This window comes from Streptomyces shinuiensis (genome assembly GCF_043660855.1).
In the GTDB taxonomy this organism is placed as follows: domain Bacteria; phylum Actinomycetota; class Actinomycetes; order Streptomycetales; family Streptomycetaceae; genus Streptomyces.
Genome location: NZ_JBIHML010000001.1, coordinates 2,667,577 through 2,686,846 on the forward strand (window position 1 = coordinate 2,667,577; position 19,270 = coordinate 2,686,846).

Below are 19,270 nucleotides of genomic sequence, written 5' to 3' on the forward strand. Positions count from 1 at the left end.
GGGCCTGGGGCCCGGAGAACGGTTTCAGCCCGCCGTGGCGTAGTCGCCGCTGTACCGCCGCGCGTCGTGCTCGCGCATCTCGACCTCCACGGGCAGCAGGCCCGCGCTGCGCTCGTACTCGGTGCGCGCGGTCTCCAGCAGCCGCCGCCAGGAGGTGACCGTCGGGCGGCGGCGCAGCAGCGCTCTCCGCTCCCGCTCGGTCATCCCGCCCCAGACACCGAACTCCACACGGTTGTCCAGAGCGTCGGCCAGGCACTCGGTGCGCACCGGGCATCCGGTGCAGACCGCCTTGGCGCGGTTCTGTGCCGCCCCTTGTACGAACAGTTCATCCGGATCCGCAGTGCGACAGGCCGCCTGCGCGCTCCAGTCGGTAACCCAGCCCATGCCGGCGCCGTCCTCTCCCGAATCGAGGCTCCCCCACGGCGGCAGACGGCATATTCACCGCTGCCAGGGCAGGACGTTACGGAAGGTGGCCGGGGTGCAACACCCCCGACGGGCCCAATCTTGAATGGCCCGAACGGACTATGGGTGCGTGGCAGATCACCCAACGGAGTGACCGAAGAATCGTTCCGGCGTTTCTCTCAAAAACGGGCATTGCGCCCTTTTCCCAAGAGGCCGAGATCGGATGTTTCCTGACACGGGATTGCAATTCGGTCACATCTCAACACCCGATGGAGTGAACCGTGAGTTGACAAGGAACCGAACGACCGTGTCAGACGTGATACAGCGTAGGCGAACACACGCACACCTGTCCGGCGATTGAGAACGTAGGCTGCCCTCATGCCAAACAAGCGCTCGGGTGGCGGGCTGTCCGGGACCCAACAGGCCGCCAAGTTCCTCGGCGTCAGCGTGCTCTCGGGAGCGGTGCTGGCGGGCATCGCGCTGCCCGTGGCCGGCGGCCTGGGGCTGGCCGCCAAGGGCACCGTCGAGAGTTTCGACGAGATCCCCATGGACTTCAAGCGCCCCCCGCTCAGCCAGAAGAACCGGATCCTCGACTCCGAGGGCAACCTGATCGCGACCGACTACTACCGCGACCGCACGGTGGTGCCGCTGAAGAAGATCAGCCCCACCATGCGGAAGGCGATCGTCGCGATCGAGGACTCCCGCTTCTACGAGCACGGCGCGATCGACCTCAAGAGCGTGATGCGCGCCCTGAACAGGAACGCGCAGCAGGGCGGGGTCGCCGAGGGCGGCTCCACCCTCACCCAGCAGTACGTCAAGAACGTCTTCGTGGAGCAGGCCGGCGACGACCAGGAGAAGGTCGCCGAGGCCACCCAGCAGACCATCGGCCGCAAGATCCAGGAACTGAAGTACGCGATCAGGATCGAGGAGGAGCTCAGCAAGGAGCAGATCCTCGAGAACTACCTCAACATCACGTTCTTCGGCCAGCAGGCATACGGCGTCGAGGCCGCTGCCCGGCGCTACTTCTCCAAGAACGCCGCCGACCTGGAACTCCACGAGGCCGCCCTCCTCGCCGGTCTCGTCCAGTCCCCCACCTACTACGACCCCGTCAACTACCCCGACCGGGCGGTCAAACGCCGCAACATCGTGCTCAACCGCATGGCCGAGACGGGAGCGGCCACCAAGGCGGACGTCGCGGCGGCCAGGAAGAAGAAGCTGGGCCTCAAGGTCAGCAAGCCCAGGAGCGGCTGCATCACCGCCACCGACAAGGCCGGCTTCTTCTGCGACTACGTCCGCAAGATCATCCTGACCGACCCGGTCTTCGGCAAGACCGAGAAGGAGCGCAAGGACCTCTGGAAGCGCGGCGGCCTGACGGTCCGCACCACGCTCTCGCCCAAGGCGCAGAAGGCATCCGCGGAGGCTGCCACCGGCAAGGTCTACGAGGACGACCCCGTCGCCGCCTCAGTGGTCCAGGTGGAGCCGGGCACCGGGAGGATCCTCTCGATGGCCCAGAGCCGCCCGTACGGTCTGGACCAGAACAAGAACCAGACCCTGCTCAACCTCGCGGTCGACAACTCCATGGGCGGCAGCACCCACGGCTTCCAGGTCGGTTCCACCTTCAAGCCGATCATCGCCGCCGCCGCGATGGCCGACGGCATCAGTCCCACGAGCACCTACAAGAGCGACTGGAAGACCTCCTTCGGCCTGGGGGACTTCAAGGTCTGCGGCAACAAGCCCTACGGCAGCGGCAGCTGGGACGTCCAGAACGAGCTGGAGTCCGAGAAGGGCACCTGGGACATGACCGGCGCCCTCAGCAAGTCGATCAACACCTACTTCGTCGATCTGGGCCAGAAGGTCGGCCTGTGCGACGTCGTGGAGATGGCCGGGAAGATGGGGGTCCGCCTCGGCAGCGGCAAGCCCGTCGAGCAGAAGCCGGCGATGCTCCTGGGCGGGCAGAACATCAGCCCGCTGACCATGGCCGCCGCGTACGCCACGTTCGCCGACCGCGGCACCTACTGCTCGCCGGTCGCGATCGAGAAGGTCACCGACGCCGACGGCAAGAAGCTCCCGGTCCCCCGGACCAAGTGCGAACGGGCGATGTCCGAGCACATCGCGGACTCCGTCAACAAGATGCTCAAGGGCGTGGTGGAGGACGGCACCGGGACGAGGGCCGGCCTGACCGACCGCGACAACGCGGGCAAGACCGGTACGACGGACGGCCGCAAGGACGCCTGGTTCGTCGGCTACACCCCGAACCTCTCCACCGCCGTCTGGGTCGGCGACGACATCGGAGACCCGCAGGAGATGTACGACATCACCATCGGCGGCCAGTTCTACGCCAAGGTCTGCGGTGGCTGTCTGCCCGGCCCCATCTGGAAGACCGCGATGACCGGGGCCCTGCGTGGCGAGCCCGTCGAGTCCTTCAACGACGTCCGGGTGCCGCGAGCCGACACCGATGACAAGGAGGACCGGGGCCGCGGCGGGGACGACGACAAGCCCGGCGACCGCCGTCCCGGCAACCCGTTCCCCGACATCTCCCTTCCGCCCGGTGTCATCGGTGGAGGCGGCAACGGGGGCCCGGGCGGGGGCACCAGCACCATGGGCGGCACCACCGACGGCAGCACGGTCGGCACCACCGTGGGTGGTGTGACCGGTGGTGACACCGGTGGCACCACGACCGGCGGCGACAGCATCGGCGCCACCTCCACCACCGGGGGCTGGGACGCCGGAGGCGGCAACGGCACGAACAGCACCGGAGGTTGGCAGACCTCCGGCCAGGATGGCGGCTGGACCCCGCGGTAGCCGGCGCGGCTCGCACGAAGACACACGGAGGGGCCCCGAACCGGGGCCCCTCCGCCGTTCCTCCGCTTCCCTCCGGCCCGCCCGCGGGCCTGCGGTCAGCCCGCCAGGCGCTTCTTGACCGCGGCGGCCACCCGGCCGCCCTCCGCGCGCCCCGCCACCTTCGGGTTCACGATCTTCATCACGGCGCCCATGGCCCTCGGGCCCTCGGCCCCGGCCGACTTCGCCTCCGCCACGGCCTCGGCCACCAGCGCGTCCAGTTCCTCGTCGGCGAGCTGCTTGGGCAGGTACTCGGCGAGCACCTCGCCCTCCGCACGCTCCCGCTCGGCCTGCTCGGCGCGCCCGCCCTTGGCGAACGCGTCCGCCGCCTCGCGCCGCTTCTTGGCCTCACTGGTGATGATCTTCTCGACCTCGGCGTCGGTCAGTTCGCGGGCGCTCTCGCCCGCCACCTCCTCCTTCTGGATCGCGGTCAGCGTGAGGCGGAGGGTGGAGGAGCGCAGCTCGTCGCGCGCCCTGATCGCCGCGGTGAGGTCGTCCTGGAGCCGGGTCTTGAGCGTGGTCATGTCGGAAGTGTGCCAGGAGGCGGGGCTTGACGCCCACCGCATTGTGCCGCGCCGCCCCCCGCGCCTCTTCCCGCGCCGCCTCAGGCCCTCCCTTCCGCCGCCCTTCGCCCGGGCCCGGGCCCGGGCCACTCCCACCGCCCGCGCGTCCGCATCTCGCCCGCGTGTCTGCGACGATGGGCCCATGCGTGCGCGATACCCGCTCTCCCTCAAAATCCCCCTCGGCGTCACGGCGGTAGGCGCGGCCTGCCTCGCCTACTCGGCGGGCATCGAAGCCCGTTCGTTCCGCCTCCGGCGCGTCACGGTGCCCGTACTGCCGCGCGGGATGCGGCCGCTGCGCGTGCTCCAGGTCTCCGACATCCACATGGTCGGCGGCCAGCGCAAGAAACAGCGCTGGCTCCAGTCGCTGGCCGGGCTGCGCCCCGACTTCGTGATCAACACCGGCGACAACCTCTCCGACCCGGAGGCCGTCCCCGAGGTCCTGGACGCACTCGGTCCGCTGATGGAGTTCCCCGGCGCGTACGTCTTCGGCTCCAACGACTACTACGGTCCCCGGCTGCGCAACCCCGCCCGCTACCTGATGGAGAAGACCAGCGGCCGGCACGGCCTCAACGGCAACCCTCCGGTCGTCGGCGCCGTCCACAACCCGTGGGAGGGGATGCGCGACGCCTTCGACTCCGCGGGCTGGGTCGGCCTGTCCAACACCCGGGGCCGGATCAAGCTCGGCGGCGGCGAGGAGATCGCCCTCACCGGACTGGACGACCCGCACATCAAGCGCGACCGCTACGACGAGGTGGCCGGCGGTCCCGAGCACGACGCGGACCTCCCCCTCGCCGTCGTGCACGCCCCGTACCTGCGCGTCCTGGACGCCTTCGCCGCCGACCGCTACCCGCTGATCCTGGCCGGCCACACCCACGGCGGGCAGCTCCGGGTCCCCTTCCACGGCGCCCTGGTCACCAACTGCGACCTGGACACCGACCGGGCCCGCGGCCTGTCCCACCACGAGGCGGACGGCCACCGTTCCTACCTCCACGTCTCGGCGGGCTGCGGCGCCAACCGCTACACCCCCTTCCGGTTCGCCTGCCCCCCGGAGGCCACTCTCCTCACCCTCGTCGAGCGCCCCTGACCGCGCCCGCCGCACCTCCGCCGCACCCCGGAAACCGGATTTCTCCTGAGCGCGGGCGTGGGCTAAAGTAGTCCTCGTTGCACACGGGGTGTGGCGCAGCTTGGCAGCGCGCTTCGTTCGGGACGAAGAGGTCGTGGGTTCAAATCCCGCCACCCCGACAGAGAAACACCAGGTCAGGGGCCTGATCCGCGAGAGCGGGTCGGGCCCCTGACCCGTTTCTGGGGCTGCTTGGGAGCCGTTTGGGAGCCGACCTCGATTTCCGGCTCCCAGGCCATGGCGTGCCGAACGGGCCGTAGGCTCTGGATGTTGCGTTGCCACCGCGATGGGAGGGGGACGCGTTGTTGCAGCCACGCAGCGCCAAAGCGGTCGGGAAGGACTTCCCATATCGGCTCAGCACCATGTGCTACATCGAGGTGCACGGAGATGGCTCCGTGACCCACGGCCGGGACGCCGAGACTTATCGGCGGGCATGGGCAGGTGAGTCCCGGTTGTACGCCGTGTGGCCCGGTGAGTGGTCCAGCCATCTGTTCGTCATCGACGATCTGGACGAATATGCCAAAGCCTTCGGCATCGTCCACGACGAGGAGCGGACCGGTCTGGCGGACCACCATCACGACGTCCGGTGGGAGGTGGCGTCGTGGGAGGACAAGCTCGATGGCACCTACATCTCGATCGAAGTATGGCTCGACTGCGGCTGTGAAGTGCGTGATCTGAACGTCTTCGCCAAGCAGATGCGCGAGCAGCGAGGCTGGGACATCGCCACCACCAGAGGCTGGGGAAGCGGCGGTGGAAGCTACTCCATGCGCGCGAGAAGGAGGAGTCTCGAAGGGCGGCCCTCGACCGCAACCGCGAAAGGTGACACCAAGCGGTGAGAGATTCTCCGTACGACTTGTGTTGGGCCGGTCACTGACGGTACGACCGTCACCATGCACCGTTGGTCGCGTCTCAACGATCGCCAGCTGGCCTTACTCACCCGCATCGGCGAAGGCACCGATCCCGTCACCTCGGACAGCCCGGAACTTGCCCTCACTGCTCGGGCCCTGAAGGAGCGGGGGCTCATCGTCATGCCGAAGGACGGCAAGAGGTGGCGGGCGGAGATCACCGACGCCGGGCGCTTCTACCTGCGGCACGGGCACCATCCGGACAAACCCCCGCGTGTACCCCGGAGACAGCGGATCTCAGCCACCGATCGCGAGGCTTCGGACTCCGACCATGTCCAACAGAGCACGGCAGAGACCCGGGAGCCCTCCGCGCAGCGCACCGCCATGTCTCCTCGGCCCTCCACACAACCGTCCAACCCCTCGCCGGCGGACATCGGTCCCGCCCTGATCGAGGAGGTTCAGAAGGCCGGGCGCTTCCTGCGCATCCCCAACCCGGACGACGCAGAACGGGCCCGCTATCGCAGGGCGTTCGACGCGGCTCGCAAGTGCGCCCCGGCCGGGTACTACTTGAAGTACAGCGGGCGGGCCAAGGGCGACTTCTTCCTCGGCCTGCTCAGAGTGACCGGCGAGGACGACACGGAGTGGAACCGGATCCGGTTGCAACGGAGCCGGGTGATCACCGACATCGACGAGGTCCTCGCCCTGGTCAAGAGCGACCACAGCGCCTTCGAGGTCTCGGATGAGGTGCTTCCCCGCGTGCTGTCCCTGCTCCGGCTCCTGGGCGAGGAGGCTCTCCTCCGCCACGGGGACATCACGGTCTCCAAGAAGCGCAGGCAGCCGAGGCCGATGCTCACCGTCCACGGAAGGACGTACGAGGTCGGCTTCCGTGAGCGGGAGAAGCGGGTCCAGTACGTACCGGCCCAGAACGGCAGGCGCAGGGTGTATGACTGGCAACGGGTCATCCCCGCGCATCGCATGGAGCCGTCCGGGGAGCTGGAGTTGCACCTCAGTCAGCAGCAGGGGTACGGGCGCCTCTGGCAGAAGGAGTGGGCGGATACTCCCAAGAAGCGGCTTGAGGATCAGATCGGTTCCGTCCTCCGAGCGCTGAAGAAGCACGCCGAGGAGCAAGAGCGGGAGCGACTGGCACGCGAGGCGGAGCGGCGCCGACAGGAGGAGGAGCGGAAGCGGCAGGAGGCCGAGCGCCGGCGGTTGGAGGCCGAGGAGCGGGAACGCACCCGGCGGGATTGGGAGGCCGACATCAGCGTGGCCTCGATCAAGGCCGTGGACGCCGCACGGGCCGAGCATTTCGGAACCGCCTTGGAGCAGTGGCGAACCGCCGGGGAGATCCGGGCCTTCTGCGCAGCATTGGATGAGGCCGCCGCCCACGCGGGCGAACCCGATGAAGCCGAGAGGCTGCTGCAGTGGTCGGCGTGGGGGAAGGCGGAGGCCGACCGCCTCGACCCCACACTGAACGGCCGGGGTCTCGCCGGGCGAAACTTCCACGCGGAGCCGACGGGAGAGGAGCTGCGCCCCTTCCTCGACGGCTGGAGTCCTCACCGCCCCGAGAAGGAGAAGCCGCCCGCGGAACCCTCCCCGCCCAAACCCGACGTGGCGGCGTGGCGCGGTGTTAGCGACGCACTTCGGGACCAAGGCTGGAGATATGGACGCCAAGGTCGCGCTCAATGGTGGAGGCGATGACACCGTGGCCGCGTTCGCGCAGGGCCTTCACGGCACGCTCGACGAGCTCACCGAGCCGTAGGACCTCGGCGCGCAGGGCGACCAGCTCGTCGTAACGCTCCGCCTTGTCCTCACCGCACCACTCCCGGACGGTCCGCAGGGCGGCCGCCTCGGCGTCCAGTTTGCGGTCGTCCCGACGGCCGTACGAGTACCAGGATGACTGGGTACGCTCCTGCTCGATGTCCTGCTGCTTGCGGTCCACCTCCGGGAGGATCTCATCGGCGAGGCGGGCGGCGACATGGCGTGCAACGCATTCGGTAATCTGCCAGCCGGCCAAGCACAGGCCGTTGCGGTCCTCATGGAGCATCGGGCGCGCCCGCAACTCGGTGGGGTCCATGCCGATCAAAGGTGCTGTGTCGTCGAGGCGACCGAGTTCCAGGACGCCCGCGTCGGCCACGCCGCGGCGCAGCCGCAGCCTGTTCTTCGGCCGGACGAACCCGAGGATCATTCGCGCCGCCTCGAACTCGGCGCTGCCCCGCATATCCCTCGACGCCTCGGCCAGGGACAGCTCACTTACGTCATCCGCGCGGAACGCCTCGACCTCATCCCAGCGTGCGACCAGGCATCCGAGACTCACCCACTCCTGCAGACCGGCCTCGTCCCCCTCCAGGAACCGGATATGAACCCGTCCTGTCCTTCCCGACCCGTTCACCCGGACGATTTCCACGTGGTGGACGGCGCTGCCCAGCTCCTTCGGCCTGGCCCGGTAGGCCCAGTGTTCCCCGATCTCCATGCGCTTATTGAGCCAGGCCGATCGGGCCCTCCGCAGCGTTTCCCGGAATCGGGTTCCTTGGAGCGATGACCATCTCCGGAGGTTGCCCCGGGGCAGAACCTCCAGTCTTCGGAGCGGGCAGCCCAACCGCTCCTGTCATGGCCACCTTCGGCGCCACCCTCCACAAGGAGCCATTCGCAACCTGCTCGTGGCGGACTTGGCCTGAACCGCGTGCCGTCCGGGCCTCAGGTACCCGGACGGCGCTTTCCGGAGCGGTCTCAAGGTAACGCGATGTGAGGCATTCGGTTCAACTCCTCCTCGTGCTGGAGGAGACGCCGCGCAACAGCACATCGAGAAGTTCCGCCAGGGTCCGGTTCTCGTCGAGCGCTGCCCGCGCTCTCGCGTGCAGGGGTTCCGCCACGGTATGAAACTGCCGGCGCACGTCCGGACCGGGCCAGGCGACGCCCAGCCGCGCGAAGGCCCGGCCGGTAATCTCACGTGCGCTCCGTCCCTGGGCGATTCCCGGGATCTCATCACTCCGTGAGCGGAGTTCGTGCAGAAGCCACCAGCGGTCCTCGGGGTCGGCGGGCCGGACCGCGAGGACGCCTCGGCGAGGTGCCGCGGGTACCAGTGTGATCGCCGTACGTGCTCCGTCTGGTCGCGAGGCAACCAGAAGTGTTCCCGGCTCACAGACCGCACTCGGCTCGGCGGGGCCCTGGTGTTCCGCATGGCCGACATACGGCATGGTGGTGCCCAAGACATCGGCCGGAGCCACCCAGGTGATGTCCGTTTCGCTGTCTTCCGGAGAGGTGCCGGGGGAGGATTTCCCGGTCACCGCGCGGGCGACCGTGCCAAACGTACAGGACGTCCACGATGCCCGATGCCGCGCCCAGGACGCGTGGCAGGCATCCGCCACGGCGACCGCACCGGCGGCGATCTGCCGGTTGAGGTCCGTCTTCGCCTCCATCAGGGCGACCAGCTCGCAGAGCTTGTCGATCTGCTCGCGTGGCGGAACCCACACCTGCATCTTCTTCAGCGCGTCAAGACTGAGCGTCGGCTCGACATGGGCGGAGACATGCCGGCCAATCCATGACTGGGCAAAGGGAGTCCGGAACCAGATCCTCAGCCATGGTGTGATGCGCGGATCTTTCGCTCTGACGATGCCGACGGACCGGGTCGCGATCCATCCCGCATGCTGCCTGGTGACCAACGCGGCATCGCCGACTCGGCGGACTAGGACGACGACCAAGTCCCCCTCTTTGAGGACTGCTCGTGTTCTCCTGGTGATGGCCGTGGCGACACCGTCGGGCCGGTTCGCCATGACACGCCCGTCACGGATGTCACCCGCCCGGATGACGCCCTGGTGGTCGGGAAGGTCCCGGTCGTGAACTCCGTAGGTGAGCAGGTCATCGGCGAGCTCACCCACTGTCGTCTCCTTCCAGGGACCGAACCTCCCCGGGTGGATGGCGGCGACGAAGTCACGCATCACAGCTCCCCCAGAACACGCAGCAGGTCGGTCTCCAGTCTGTGGGACTCTTCGAACCTGGCCTGGAGCTCCTCCACGAGTGCCGCGACACGTCCATCCTCCGTGATCGCCTCGTCGGCCGACTCACTCGTGTACAGCGGAGGCAGCAGGTCGTACTGGTGGTCGGCGATCTCCTGGAGGGAGAGGGAGCGGCACCAGCCGGACTCGTCCTGGTAGGAGGCCTGTGTCTGTACGGTGGCCGGTGGCGCGCCTCTCCACGCGGCGAGGGTGCGCAGGATCCTCTCCGTACCGTCGCTCCCAAGGCGCCGCTGCCGGGTGCCGGGCACCGTCTCATACGCGCCCCGGGCGTCGATGAGGAGAACCTGACTACGCCGGTCGCTCCGTCCCTGTCCCCGTTGGGGACCCTTGTCCCGGTTCAGTAGCCACAGGCAGGAAGAGATACGCGTGTGGGGGAACAGACCGGGCGGCAGTGCGATCACGCATTCGACGAGGTCGCTGCGGACCAGCCGCTTGCGGATCTTCTGCTCGACCGGCCGGACTCCCGTGGCGGCGCCGTCGGCCATGAGGATCGCGGCCCTGCCCTCGGAGTCGAGGGCATGCGCGATGTGCAGGATCCACGCGAAATTCGCGTTGTCCCGCGGCGGGAGCGCGTCATCCGGCCACCTCGGGTCGCCTCTGCGTGGCGTCTCCGCTCCCCGGAAGGACATGTTGAAGGGAGGATTCGCCAGCACGATGTCGTAGAAAGAGTCCGACGGCTTCTCAAGGCTGTTCACCGCCGGGCCGATGTGCCCGTCGAGGCCGTGCGCACTGAGGTTCATCCGTGCGATCTGGAGTGTGCCGGCATGGAGGTCCTGCCCTGTCAGTGCCAGGCTCGGATGCAGTCCACCCAGACTCTCACTGACCTGGCGAGCGGCCTCGATCAGCAGTCCGGCCGAGCCGCACACCGGGTCGAGCACACTCTGCCCGTCCTGCGGGGCTGCCGCCGCCACCATCAGCCGCACGATGTCGGGCGGTGTGAAGTAGTGGCCGCCCTTCGCCTGCGCGGAGGACAGATCCTGGAGGCACTGCTCCAGCAGCTCGCCCCGCCGAACGGCCTGGTCGATGGCTTTGACCAGATACCGGAGAACCGTGTCGGCCGTTCGGGGAAGGTACGGCACGGATTCCCCACCCGCATCGGCGCCATCTGATTCGTCCGTCCGCGGCAGCCACTGGCTCAGGCAGTACCGCACATAAGGGCTCAGGGGCTGCTGGTCCTCCGCTCGGCGGACAAGCGACGGCCAGGAGGGCTTCTCGGCCTCCCGCCGTCCGTCCGGGCCGTCCTGTGCCCGGCTCGCCCGGCTCTTCATGTAGATGAGACCGACGACAACCCGGCCGGCGTCGTAGAGGTTCAGCAGACCGCCGAGGTCACGCGTCAGCCGCCGCACTCGACGCGACACCGCGTCCGGTCTGTCTGCTGTCGTCCCCACCTCCGGGTTCCCCCGGCGTACGCGCTGCTCGCCGCTCATGCTCACACCAGCCCGAAGGTGGACACGAACAGGAGGGCCAGGGTCAGCGCGGCGGCGAAGGTCTTACCACCCGCCTGGATCGCCTCCGCCGCACCGGCCCCGCTGTATGTCTTCACGATCGCACCCAGCAGCGCTGTGGCCAGTGCCACCAGGAACGCCGTGAGGCCGAGCATCAGTGTCCACTTCACGTGTGACTCCCCCTCGCGTTATGCGCGCAAGCCCAACCGAGGCCCGTGCGCGGTGTGTCCGGCCCGCTTCCTGTCTGCCGAGCCACGAGAACTGTAGAGCCTCAGGGGCAAGTGCCGCTCAGAGCACGCCGTTTGGGATTTCCCAAAGGAAGAGAGCGCGCATAGGGCCGTTTGAAGAGAAGCACGCTGTTTGGGTTCTGAGCGAGTCCCGGCTACACCGGACGCTCCTCGGACAGGGCGCGGACGGGTCCCCAGCCGCAGTCCAGCCGATGGTCCCGGGTGCAGGAGCCGGTCGATCAGTGCCGCACCTTGGGCGCCGTAATCAGAACACGTTGCGGGAGCCAGGGATCGTCAATCATGCCGCCCCTTCCGGCGGTGTGGGGGCATCAATCACCGACCCGTCTGTACCGGACCGGCAGTTTCTCTGCGGGCGCGCAGGATGCCGTCGAGCACACGAACCGGTGAGGTGGGGGACCATGGCCAACCGGGCGTCGAGTGCTGCCTCCCACTGGTCGGTGAGGCCGTTCATGAGGCGCTTGCGCATGCCGGGGGTGACGTGGGCGTAGCGGGCGGAGACGGAGCCGTCGATGTGGCCCATGCGTTCGTCCATGAGGACCTTCTCGGTGCCGAGGTCCTCCATCACGGTCCGGTGGGTGTGGCGGAGGCCGTGGGGTGTGAGGCCCTTGGCGATCGGGAGCCAGCAGGCGTCGGCCCGTCCGCCGGCGCCGCGACCGCGTGCCGGGATGCCCGGCCAGGGCTCGCCGAGCAGGGGGGCGGGCCGGGCCTCCTGGGGTGCCTTCTTCGGGTACCAGCCTGAGGCGGCCGGGGTGAACAGCCAGGTGGCGAAGCCGTTGCGGCGCCAGTGGGCCGCGTTCTCCGTCGGCGCGCCGCCGCGTATGAAGTTGAGTTCGGTGATGGCCGTCTCCACGCGGGCGCGGGTGTCGTCGCGGACGCGCTCGGGGTGGTTGAGGACGTTGGAGACCGTGCCGGTGGAGACGTCGGCGCGGCGGGCGACGTCCGCCAGCTTGGCGCCCTGGTGCCCGCCGGTGCGTGCCGTGCCCTGGCCGCGGAAGACGTACCGCTTGCCGTGGCAGGGGCACGGGGACGGTTTGGTACGGGCGATGTGGTCGGCGATCAGGGCGGACAGGAAGTCGGGGGCGTCGATGGTGCGGTAGCTGTCGTCCTTGGGCGGGCAGCGGATCAGCGTCCCGGAGTCCAGCTCGTACAGCTGGTGCTCGACGCGGACGGCGCCGGGGCGGGTGAACTCGGTCTCCAGGCCGACGATCTCGCCCCACCGCATCCCGGTGTACGCCATGAGGACCACGGCGACGAACTCGTCGTCGCGGCCGGAGAGCAGCGCGGCTCTCTCGGCGATCAGCAGGGCGCCGAGAGGATCGGTGATGGCCTTCTCGGGGCCGCGGTCGCGGGAGCGGCCGGCGCGCTTGCCGCGCCCGCGGCGTCTGGCCGCCGGGTTGGAGGTGATCAGGCCCTCGTCGATCGCGTCCTCAAGGATCAGGTGGAGCGTGGAGCGCCAGGTCTTGACGCTGGAGGCCGCGTAGAGGGCCTTCTCCTTCTTCTCCCACAGGTCGACGTCCGAGCGGAGGATGCCGGCGAGCGCCTTGTCCTCGAACGCGGGAAGCAGGTGCTCCTCGATGTGGCGCTTGTAGTTCTGCATGGTCGAGGCGGCCAGGTCCTGGGCGGCGTACCAGCGGTTCGCGTACTCGCCGAAGGTCTCCTGGCCGAGCGCCGGGTCGCGCCAGTCGCCGCGCCGGTACCTGTTCTCGGCCTCGCTCGCGGCACGCTGGGCCTCGCCCTTGGTGGCGAACCTGACCGCCTTGCCGCGCTCGTCGACGACCGTGAGGTGCTTGCCGGGCGCGGTCTTGTACCGGCCGCGCCAGTAGTTTCCGCGCTTCTCCGCGAAACCCAACTTCCGGTGGCTCCTTCGCTTCTGTCTGCTGCGTGTCGGGGTGCGGCTACGCGGTGGCGTCGTACTGGGCCCGGCGCGGTGGCCGGGCCCGCAGGCGGTTCACCGGAGTGGTGGGGTGGCGGCGCGGCTGTGGGGATTCGTCTCGGGAGGCGGCCTGGGAGGACGGAGCGGCCACGTTCCCGGCCGGCTGGGCGGGCCGTGCCGGTGTCTCCTCGTGGAGGCGGATGATCTCGGCGAGGTGGCCGGCGGTGAAGCGGTAGGCACGGCCGACGCGGGTGTACGGGATGAGGCTCCGCCGGGCCCGGTCCTTGACCCACCAGGCAGAGCAGCCGAGTGCTTCGGCGATCTCCTCGGGTCGGTAGAGGCGCGGCAGAGGGGCGTCGCTCGGGTTGTGCGGGAAGCATGCGGTCGCGGGCGTGGGCGAAGGTCGGTGCAAGGGCGGCGGGTCCTGACTCGGTGGTGGGCGTGCTCGGTCAGCGGTACCGGACGGGCCTCGTCACGGGGCGGTCGGGCCCTGCAGCAGCACGAGGGGCGAGACGAGGAGGGCTTCGGCGATCGCGGCGAGGTCGTCGACGTCGCAGCGGCGCTGGGCGCGTTCGATGCGGGACAGCATCGCGTTGGACATCGGGCGGCCGAGGGCGGTCACCCGGCCGGCCAGCTGGCGCTGCGCGAGGCCGCGCTCGGTGCGGAGGATTTCGATGGTCCGGGCGGCCCGTATTCCTACGGGGCCGATTTCCAGTGATCGCGCTGCCATATCTCCATTACTAGCCTGCATTCGCCGGTTTGGTTAACCGGCGATCGTGGTCTATGTTGCGCCTCACTCGGCACACACGCGGAGGGTTCTCCGCAGCCGGGAGGCCCGGGGCCGCGATACTGAACGGCACTCGGAAGAGGCTCTGACGTGGGGTGTTGTGTTGTAGCTTCCCCGGCGGGAGCCCGTCAACGGCTTAGTGATGTGATTCTTCCGGCTCGACGTCCAAGGGCAGTTTTTTGGTCAACCGCCGATCGTGCCCTACCGTTTCCGCACCGCCCTTCACAGCCCGCTTTGCGGCGGCTCTTCTGCCGTCAGAGATTCGGCTGTATCGGGCTGGACTTGCATGTCCTGGGTGTGGCTATGTTGACGACACCCCCGGAAAACGCGACCGGCCATCAGCGCACCCCGCGCCAACGGCCGGCCACCTCCCTGCCCTTCACGCCCGAACCGCCGCAACCGACGGTGAGCCGTGGACGCCCGCCCACCGCCCGCCGAGTGAGGACCGCTCCTCTTGGCACGCATCCGCACCATCAAGCCCGAAGCATTCGTCTCCGAGTCCCTGGCCGCCGTCACCCTGACCGCTGAGCGGACCTTCTTCGGCTTGCTCACCCAGGCCGACGATCAGGGCCGCCACCGCGACCATGCCGCGATCATCGCCGGACAGCTGTGGGTCCTGCGTCCGGAGCACACGCCCGCCGAGGTCGAGAAGGACCTCGCCCAGCTCGCGGACGCCGGCCTGATCTGCCGCTACAAGGGCCCGGACGACAAGCGCTACCTGCACATCGTCACCTGGCACCAGCACCAGAAGATCAACCGGCCCAGCAAGAGCCGCCTCCCCGGCTGCCCGCACCACGGCGCTCCGTCCGGCACCGCGGGGAGCACCACCGCGCCTGCCGCACGGGCCGGTGTCACGGAGCCCGCACCACCGCCTCACGGAACCCCCCATGAAGGCTCCCGTGAGATGCGCGAGTCCACACCGAATCCCGGCCCTGCTGACGAAACCGCAGGTGAGGACGGTTTCACGGAACCCTCCGTGAAGAAGCACGGAGACCTCCCGGCAGCGGCGGTGACACCTCACCGTCCGGATCTAGGACCTAGGATCATGGATCTAGGAACTACTCCGTCGGGGGGCGCGAGCGCCCCCGCACCCGACACCGTCTCGGCCCGGCAGCTCATAGGCGAGTACGTCACCGCCTGTGCCCACCGCCCCCCGAAGGACGTCCTGGGACACCTCGGCCGGGAGATCGGCAAGCTGCTGGCCGAGGGCATCGATCCCGCCCACATCCGTTCTGGGCTGGAACGCCACCGCGCCAAGGGCCTGCACCCCAGCACACTCCCCAGCCTCGTCCACGAGGCGATGAACGCCACCCGAACCGCACCCGCCGCCCACCGCCCGTGGACGAACCCGGCCGACGTCGAGGCGGCCTATGGAGGCGAGCTGTGACCACCGCCCACACCCGCGCGCCGCAGCGCGTCGGCCCGCTGGCCGACCGGCTCAACGCGATCCTCACCGCCCGCGGCATCGACCCAGATGCTCCTCTGGACGAACCGGCCGACGAGCCGGTCACCGCGCTGGAGCTGGCCGACGCCCGCATACCCGCCCGCTACCGCCGCGCCCTGGCCGACCACCCGCGGATCACCGCCTGGGCCGACACCATCGCCCGCACCGGCCGCCCCGGGCCGGGCGGCGCCCCGGGCATCGCCGAGGGCCCGTCCCTGCTGATCGCCGGACCCACCGGCACCGGCAAGACCCACCAGGCATACGGCGCCATCCGCACTCTCCTGGCCGCCGGGGTCCGCCTGCGCTGGGAGGCCATCACCGCCGCCGACCTCTACGCCCGCCTGCGCCCCCGCTCCGGCCACGACGGCGAACGCGACCTGCAAGCCCTGGCCCGCTGCCCGCTGCTGCTCCTGGACGACCTCGGCGCCGCCAAGGCCAGCGACTGGACCGAGGAACTCACCTACCGGCTGATCAACTACCGGTACGAGCACCTGCGCCCCACCCTGATCACCACCAACCTCCCCACCACCGAGCTGCGCACCGCGCTCGGCGACCGCGTCGCCTCCCGCCTCGCCGAGATGACCGACCGCGTCATCCTCACCGGCTCCGACCGACGCCGGACACCCGCGCACGCCCCGGTGCCGACCGCTGTGGCCGCCCCTCCGCCGACCCCGGTCCCAGGACGCACCCGCTGAGCAGTCCCGCATCCGAAAGGAACGGCGGCGGACCGGCCCGCCGCTGAAGAAGACGACCAGACTCTCGCGGTCCCCGCCGAACAGGGCCGGGGACCGGACCACCCGGGACCACGGTCCCCGCAGTCCCCGGTCCTCTCAGAGACCGGTAGCCGGGGACCGGAACGCGGACCGCGCTGGGCACCGGGGACCGGGGACCGAACCATGTCGGGGACCGCAGCCCCCTCGGGGACTGTGGGACCGTCCCGAAGATCGGGTACCGCGCACACCCACCGGGACCACGGACCAGCATCACCCCAGGTCTGCCGCCCATGGCCCCTCTGCGCAACTCCGTTCCCCGGGACCACCGCCTGCCTGCCGACCACGGGACGGTCCCCGCAAACCGACAGCAGATCCCGTTCGGGGACCGTCCCCGCCCGCAGGCACAGGCGGCGGGGACCGAGCCGGGACCGGGACCATCCCGGGGACCGAAAACCGCGAACCGCCCCGGGGACCGAGGACCGCAGGACAAAGCCAGCGAAGACGGGACCCAGACGCGGTCCCACCAAGCCGCTGCACGGCTCCCAGTGAATACGCCGGACAAGGACCGTCCGCGAGCAGGGCGGCAACGACATCACGAGCCCGCCACGCCCTGAACCTCTGATCGCCTTCGTCCGGCGCCCCCACCCACAACCACCACGGAGACACCGCGCATGCACCACCCACATGCCAACCGCGCCCATCGATTGCAGCAGGAGGCGACCACCCCAGCCCACAGCCGAGCAAGTTGGAGGTCCGGACACTCCCCCGCAGGGGGAGCACCCGGCCCCGGCCCCGCCCCGGGGGTGGCGGGGCCCGCCCGGCACCAAGGGGCGCCGGGCGGGAGGGCTGCGACCGAGGGCGGACCGCAGCCAAGCAAGGCCAGCCGCAAGGGCAGGGCAAGGAAGGGGAAGGCGCGTCCGCGTGACATGAAGCAGCGCCCCGCGCACAGTGTCCGCCTCAACGACCAGGAACTCGCCGTCATCCAGGCCAGCGCCGACCACGTCGGCATGAGCGTGGCCGGGTTCCTGGCCCACTCTGCCCTGGCCGCCGCCCGCGACCAGTCCCGCACCGCAGCGGCCATCGCCACCGAGCGGGACATCCTGACGGCCCTGTTCGGTGTGCGTCGCCAGCTCGGCTGGGCGGGCAGCAACGTCAACCAGATCGCCAAGGCCCTCAACTCCGGTGCCGACGTACCGCACTTCGCTGCCGCTCTCGCCGACCTGCAGCGCGCCGCGCAGGCCGTCCAGCGGGCAGCCGACAGGGTCGCCGGCGGGTCGGAGGACGAGGCGGCTTGATCCCCCGAATCCACCGGCAGGGCAGCAACACCCTCGGCCTGCTGCACTACCTGTACGGCAAGGGCACCCACGAGGAGCACACCGACCCCCACTTGGTCGCTTCCTTCGACGGCATGGCCCCCGACCCCGGCCGCGACCCGTCAGTGACGAAGAAGGACCTCCAGCACCTCCTCGACCAGCCCCTGCACCTCCTCGACGCCGACCAGCGCCCGGCCAAGCATGTGTGGCACTGCTCGGTGCGCGCCGCGCCCGACGACCCACCCCTCACCGACGAGCAGTGGGCTGCGATCGCCCACCGCATGGTGGCGGCCGCCGGCATCGACCCCGGCGACGGCGCGGGCTGCCGCTGGGCCGCCGTCCGCCACGCCGATGACCACATCCACCTCATCGCCACCCTCGTCCGCGAGGACGGCCGCCGCCCCGACCACCACCGCTCCGGACAACGCGCCCAGGCCGAGGCCCGCCTGATCGAAGCCGACTACGGCCTGCGCCGCGTCGCCCCCGGCGACGGCACCGCCGCCCGGCGCCCCACCAGCGCCGAACGCCACAAAGCCCAACGCCGCGGCCGCCGCCGCACCGCGCGGGAGGAGTTGCGCGAGACCGTCCGCCAGGCCGTGGTCGGCGCCACCGACGAGGCGGAGTTCTTCAACCGGCTCGCCGCCGCCGGGCTCCTCGTCCGCACCCGCGTCCTGCCCTCCGGCGATCTCGGCGGCTACACCGTCGCCCTGCCCGGCGACCACAATCAGCACCACGAGCCCGTCTTCTACGCCGGCTCCACCCTCGCCCCCGACCTGTCCCTGCCCCACATCCGCGCCCGCTTCGACGCGATCGGTCCTGCATCCGCGCCGGACCACACCGACCAGCCGGGCCCCTCCCCGCAGCATCCCGCACCGTCCACCGCACGGCGCGCAGCCACCCACGCGGCGTGGGCCGCACTGCTCGTCCTTGACCAAGGCGACGACGGTGCGGCTGCCGCACAGATCGCCGCCACCGGCGAGATCCTCGACGCTCTGGCCACGACCTCCGCCCTCTACACCCGGCAGCAGCTACGCGAAGCGGCCTGGACGTTCGAGCGGGCCTCCCGCTCCCACACGCGAGCAGAATTCCGCCATGCCCAAACCCTGCGCCGCGCCGCCCGCGACCTCCGCCACAGCGGCCCGGCACTCGGCCGAGGCGAGGACGGCGCCACCACCGCCATGCTGATCGACACCCTGTTCTTCCTGACCACCGCCGCCGCCCACTGGCACGCCAGACGCCACCACGCCCAGCAGGCCGAAGCCGCCCACCAGGCCGCCACCCACCTGCACGCCGCCTACACGGTGGCCGCCGAAGAACCGATGGCCCGCCTCCGGGAGCAGGGCCAGCGCCTGGCTCGGCCCGTCCGCGACCAGGCCGCCGCCCTCCTGCACGCCGCCGCACCGCAGCTCGCCGAGCAGATACTGCGCGAGCCGGGCTGGCCCGCCCTGGCCGCCACCCTCACCCGCGCCCACCGGGAACTGCACACCGCCCACTCCCTCAGCGACACCCTCACCTGGCGCCTGCGCCACCTCGCCGACCTACCGGCCGACACCACGCCAGCCACACGCCCCAAGGCCCCGGCCGCCCCTGCCCAGCAGGCCCGCCCAGCACGGAGCGGACCACCCACCCGCCCCAAGACCCCGGGACGCAGCAGATAAGCCCTGGC

Annotated in this window: 16 protein-coding genes, 1 tRNA gene and 1 pseudogene; 9 read left to right on the forward strand and 9 right to left on the reverse strand. The window is 70.2% G+C overall.

The window, feature by feature from the left end; all coding sequences use genetic code 11:
- Positions 1–24: 24 nt before the first annotated feature.
- Positions 25–384 (reverse strand): WhiB family transcriptional regulator, encoded by a 360-nt coding sequence (locus ACGRHY_RS11945; protein ID WP_394635329.1) that lies wholly within the window; start codon positions 382–384, stop codon positions 25–27.
- A gap of 396 nt (positions 385–780) precedes the next feature.
- On the opposite strand from ACGRHY_RS11945, the gene ACGRHY_RS11950 reads away from it, so the two are divergent.
- A complete protein-coding gene (locus tag ACGRHY_RS11950; RefSeq protein WP_394635330.1) occupies positions 781–3,204 on the forward strand; it encodes a transglycosylase domain-containing protein in 2,424 nt (807 codons plus the stop codon).
- A 95-nt stretch (positions 3,205–3,299) separates the two neighbouring features.
- Here ACGRHY_RS11950 and ACGRHY_RS11955 read toward each other — a convergent pair whose 3' ends face one another.
- Positions 3,300–3,764, reverse strand: coding sequence for a GatB/YqeY domain-containing protein (locus ACGRHY_RS11955; protein WP_394635331.1), 465 nt, complete (start codon positions 3,762–3,764; stop codon positions 3,300–3,302).
- Between the two features lie 181 nt (positions 3,765–3,945).
- Here ACGRHY_RS11955 and ACGRHY_RS11960 point away from each other — a divergent pair, with 181 nt between their 5' ends.
- The 4 genes from ACGRHY_RS11960 to ACGRHY_RS11975 all read left to right on the forward strand — a co-directional run bounded on the left by ACGRHY_RS11960 (position 3,946) and on the right by ACGRHY_RS11975 (position 7,466).
- On the forward strand, positions 3,946–4,887 hold the full coding sequence (locus tag ACGRHY_RS11960; protein WP_394635332.1) for a metallophosphoesterase: 942 nt from the start codon (positions 3,946–3,948) through the stop codon (positions 4,885–4,887).
- An 84-nt stretch (positions 4,888–4,971) separates the two neighbouring features.
- Positions 4,972–5,045, forward strand: a tRNA-Pro gene (locus ACGRHY_RS11965).
- Between the two features lie 240 nt (positions 5,046–5,285).
- Positions 5,286–5,759: a hypothetical protein gene (locus ACGRHY_RS11970; protein WP_394635333.1), complete on the forward strand. Its 474-nt coding sequence runs from the start codon at positions 5,286–5,288 to the stop codon at positions 5,757–5,759.
- 54 nt (positions 5,760–5,813) lie between these two features.
- Positions 5,814–7,466: a serpin family protein gene (locus tag ACGRHY_RS11975; protein WP_394635334.1), complete on the forward strand. Its 1,653-nt coding sequence runs from the start codon at positions 5,814–5,816 to the stop codon at positions 7,464–7,466.
- Here the strand turns inward: ACGRHY_RS11975 and ACGRHY_RS11980 are convergent.
- The 7 genes and pseudogenes from ACGRHY_RS11980 to ACGRHY_RS12010 form a co-directional block, all read right to left on the reverse strand.
- The gene (locus ACGRHY_RS11980; RefSeq protein WP_394635335.1) at positions 7,396–8,238 is read right to left on the reverse strand and encodes a PE-PGRS family protein; all 843 of its coding nucleotides are present in this window, start codon (positions 8,236–8,238) and stop codon (positions 7,396–7,398) included. The two genes, ACGRHY_RS11975 and ACGRHY_RS11980, sit on opposite strands and share 71 nt — an antisense overlap.
- Before the next feature lie 286 nt (positions 8,239–8,524).
- On the reverse strand, positions 8,525–9,703 hold the full coding sequence (locus ACGRHY_RS11985; RefSeq protein ID WP_394635336.1) for a restriction endonuclease subunit S domain-containing protein: 1,179 nt from the start codon (positions 9,701–9,703) through the stop codon (positions 8,525–8,527).
- The gene (locus ACGRHY_RS11990) at positions 9,703–11,208 is read right to left on the reverse strand and encodes an N-6 DNA methylase (RefSeq protein ID WP_394635337.1); all 1,506 of its coding nucleotides are present in this window, start codon (positions 11,206–11,208) and stop codon (positions 9,703–9,705) included. The genes ACGRHY_RS11985 and ACGRHY_RS11990 overlap by 1 nt, the downstream gene beginning before the upstream one ends.
- A gap of 2 nt (positions 11,209–11,210) precedes the next feature.
- Positions 11,211–11,396, reverse strand: coding sequence for a hypothetical protein (locus tag ACGRHY_RS11995; protein ID WP_031510945.1), 186 nt, complete (start codon positions 11,394–11,396; stop codon positions 11,211–11,213).
- Positions 11,397–11,786: 390 nt separating this feature from the next.
- A pseudogene (locus ACGRHY_RS12000) lies at positions 11,787–13,323 on the reverse strand (LacI family DNA-binding transcriptional regulator).
- 46 nt (positions 13,324–13,369) lie between these two features.
- Complete coding sequence (locus ACGRHY_RS12005) at positions 13,370–13,759, reverse strand: helix-turn-helix domain-containing protein (RefSeq protein ID WP_394635338.1); 390 nt, start codon at positions 13,757–13,759, stop codon at positions 13,370–13,372.
- Between the two features lie 60 nt (positions 13,760–13,819).
- The gene (locus ACGRHY_RS12010; RefSeq protein WP_394635339.1) at positions 13,820–14,077 is read right to left on the reverse strand and encodes a helix-turn-helix domain-containing protein; all 258 of its coding nucleotides are present in this window, start codon (positions 14,075–14,077) and stop codon (positions 13,820–13,822) included.
- Positions 14,078–14,588: 511 nt separating this feature from the next.
- Here ACGRHY_RS12010 and ACGRHY_RS12015 point away from each other — a divergent pair.
- From ACGRHY_RS12015 to ACGRHY_RS12030, 4 genes are all read left to right on the forward strand, one after another.
- On the forward strand, positions 14,589–15,521 hold the full coding sequence (locus ACGRHY_RS12015; RefSeq protein ID WP_394635340.1) for a hypothetical protein: 933 nt from the start codon (positions 14,589–14,591) through the stop codon (positions 15,519–15,521).
- Positions 15,518–16,273 carry an ATP-binding protein gene (locus ACGRHY_RS12020; RefSeq protein WP_394635341.1) on the forward strand — a complete coding sequence of 252 codons (756 nt, stop codon included), beginning with the start codon at positions 15,518–15,520 and terminating at the stop codon, positions 16,271–16,273. Before ACGRHY_RS12015 ends, ACGRHY_RS12020 begins: the two co-directional genes overlap by 4 nt.
- Before the next feature lie 944 nt (positions 16,274–17,217).
- On the forward strand, positions 17,218–17,586 hold the full coding sequence (locus ACGRHY_RS12025) for a plasmid mobilization protein (protein ID WP_394635342.1): 369 nt from the start codon (positions 17,218–17,220) through the stop codon (positions 17,584–17,586).
- Positions 17,583–19,262 (forward strand): relaxase/mobilization nuclease domain-containing protein, encoded by a 1,680-nt coding sequence (locus ACGRHY_RS12030; protein ID WP_394635343.1) that lies wholly within the window; start codon positions 17,583–17,585, stop codon positions 19,260–19,262. The genes ACGRHY_RS12025 and ACGRHY_RS12030 overlap by 4 nt, the downstream gene beginning before the upstream one ends.
- Positions 19,263–19,270: the final 8 nt, after the last annotated feature.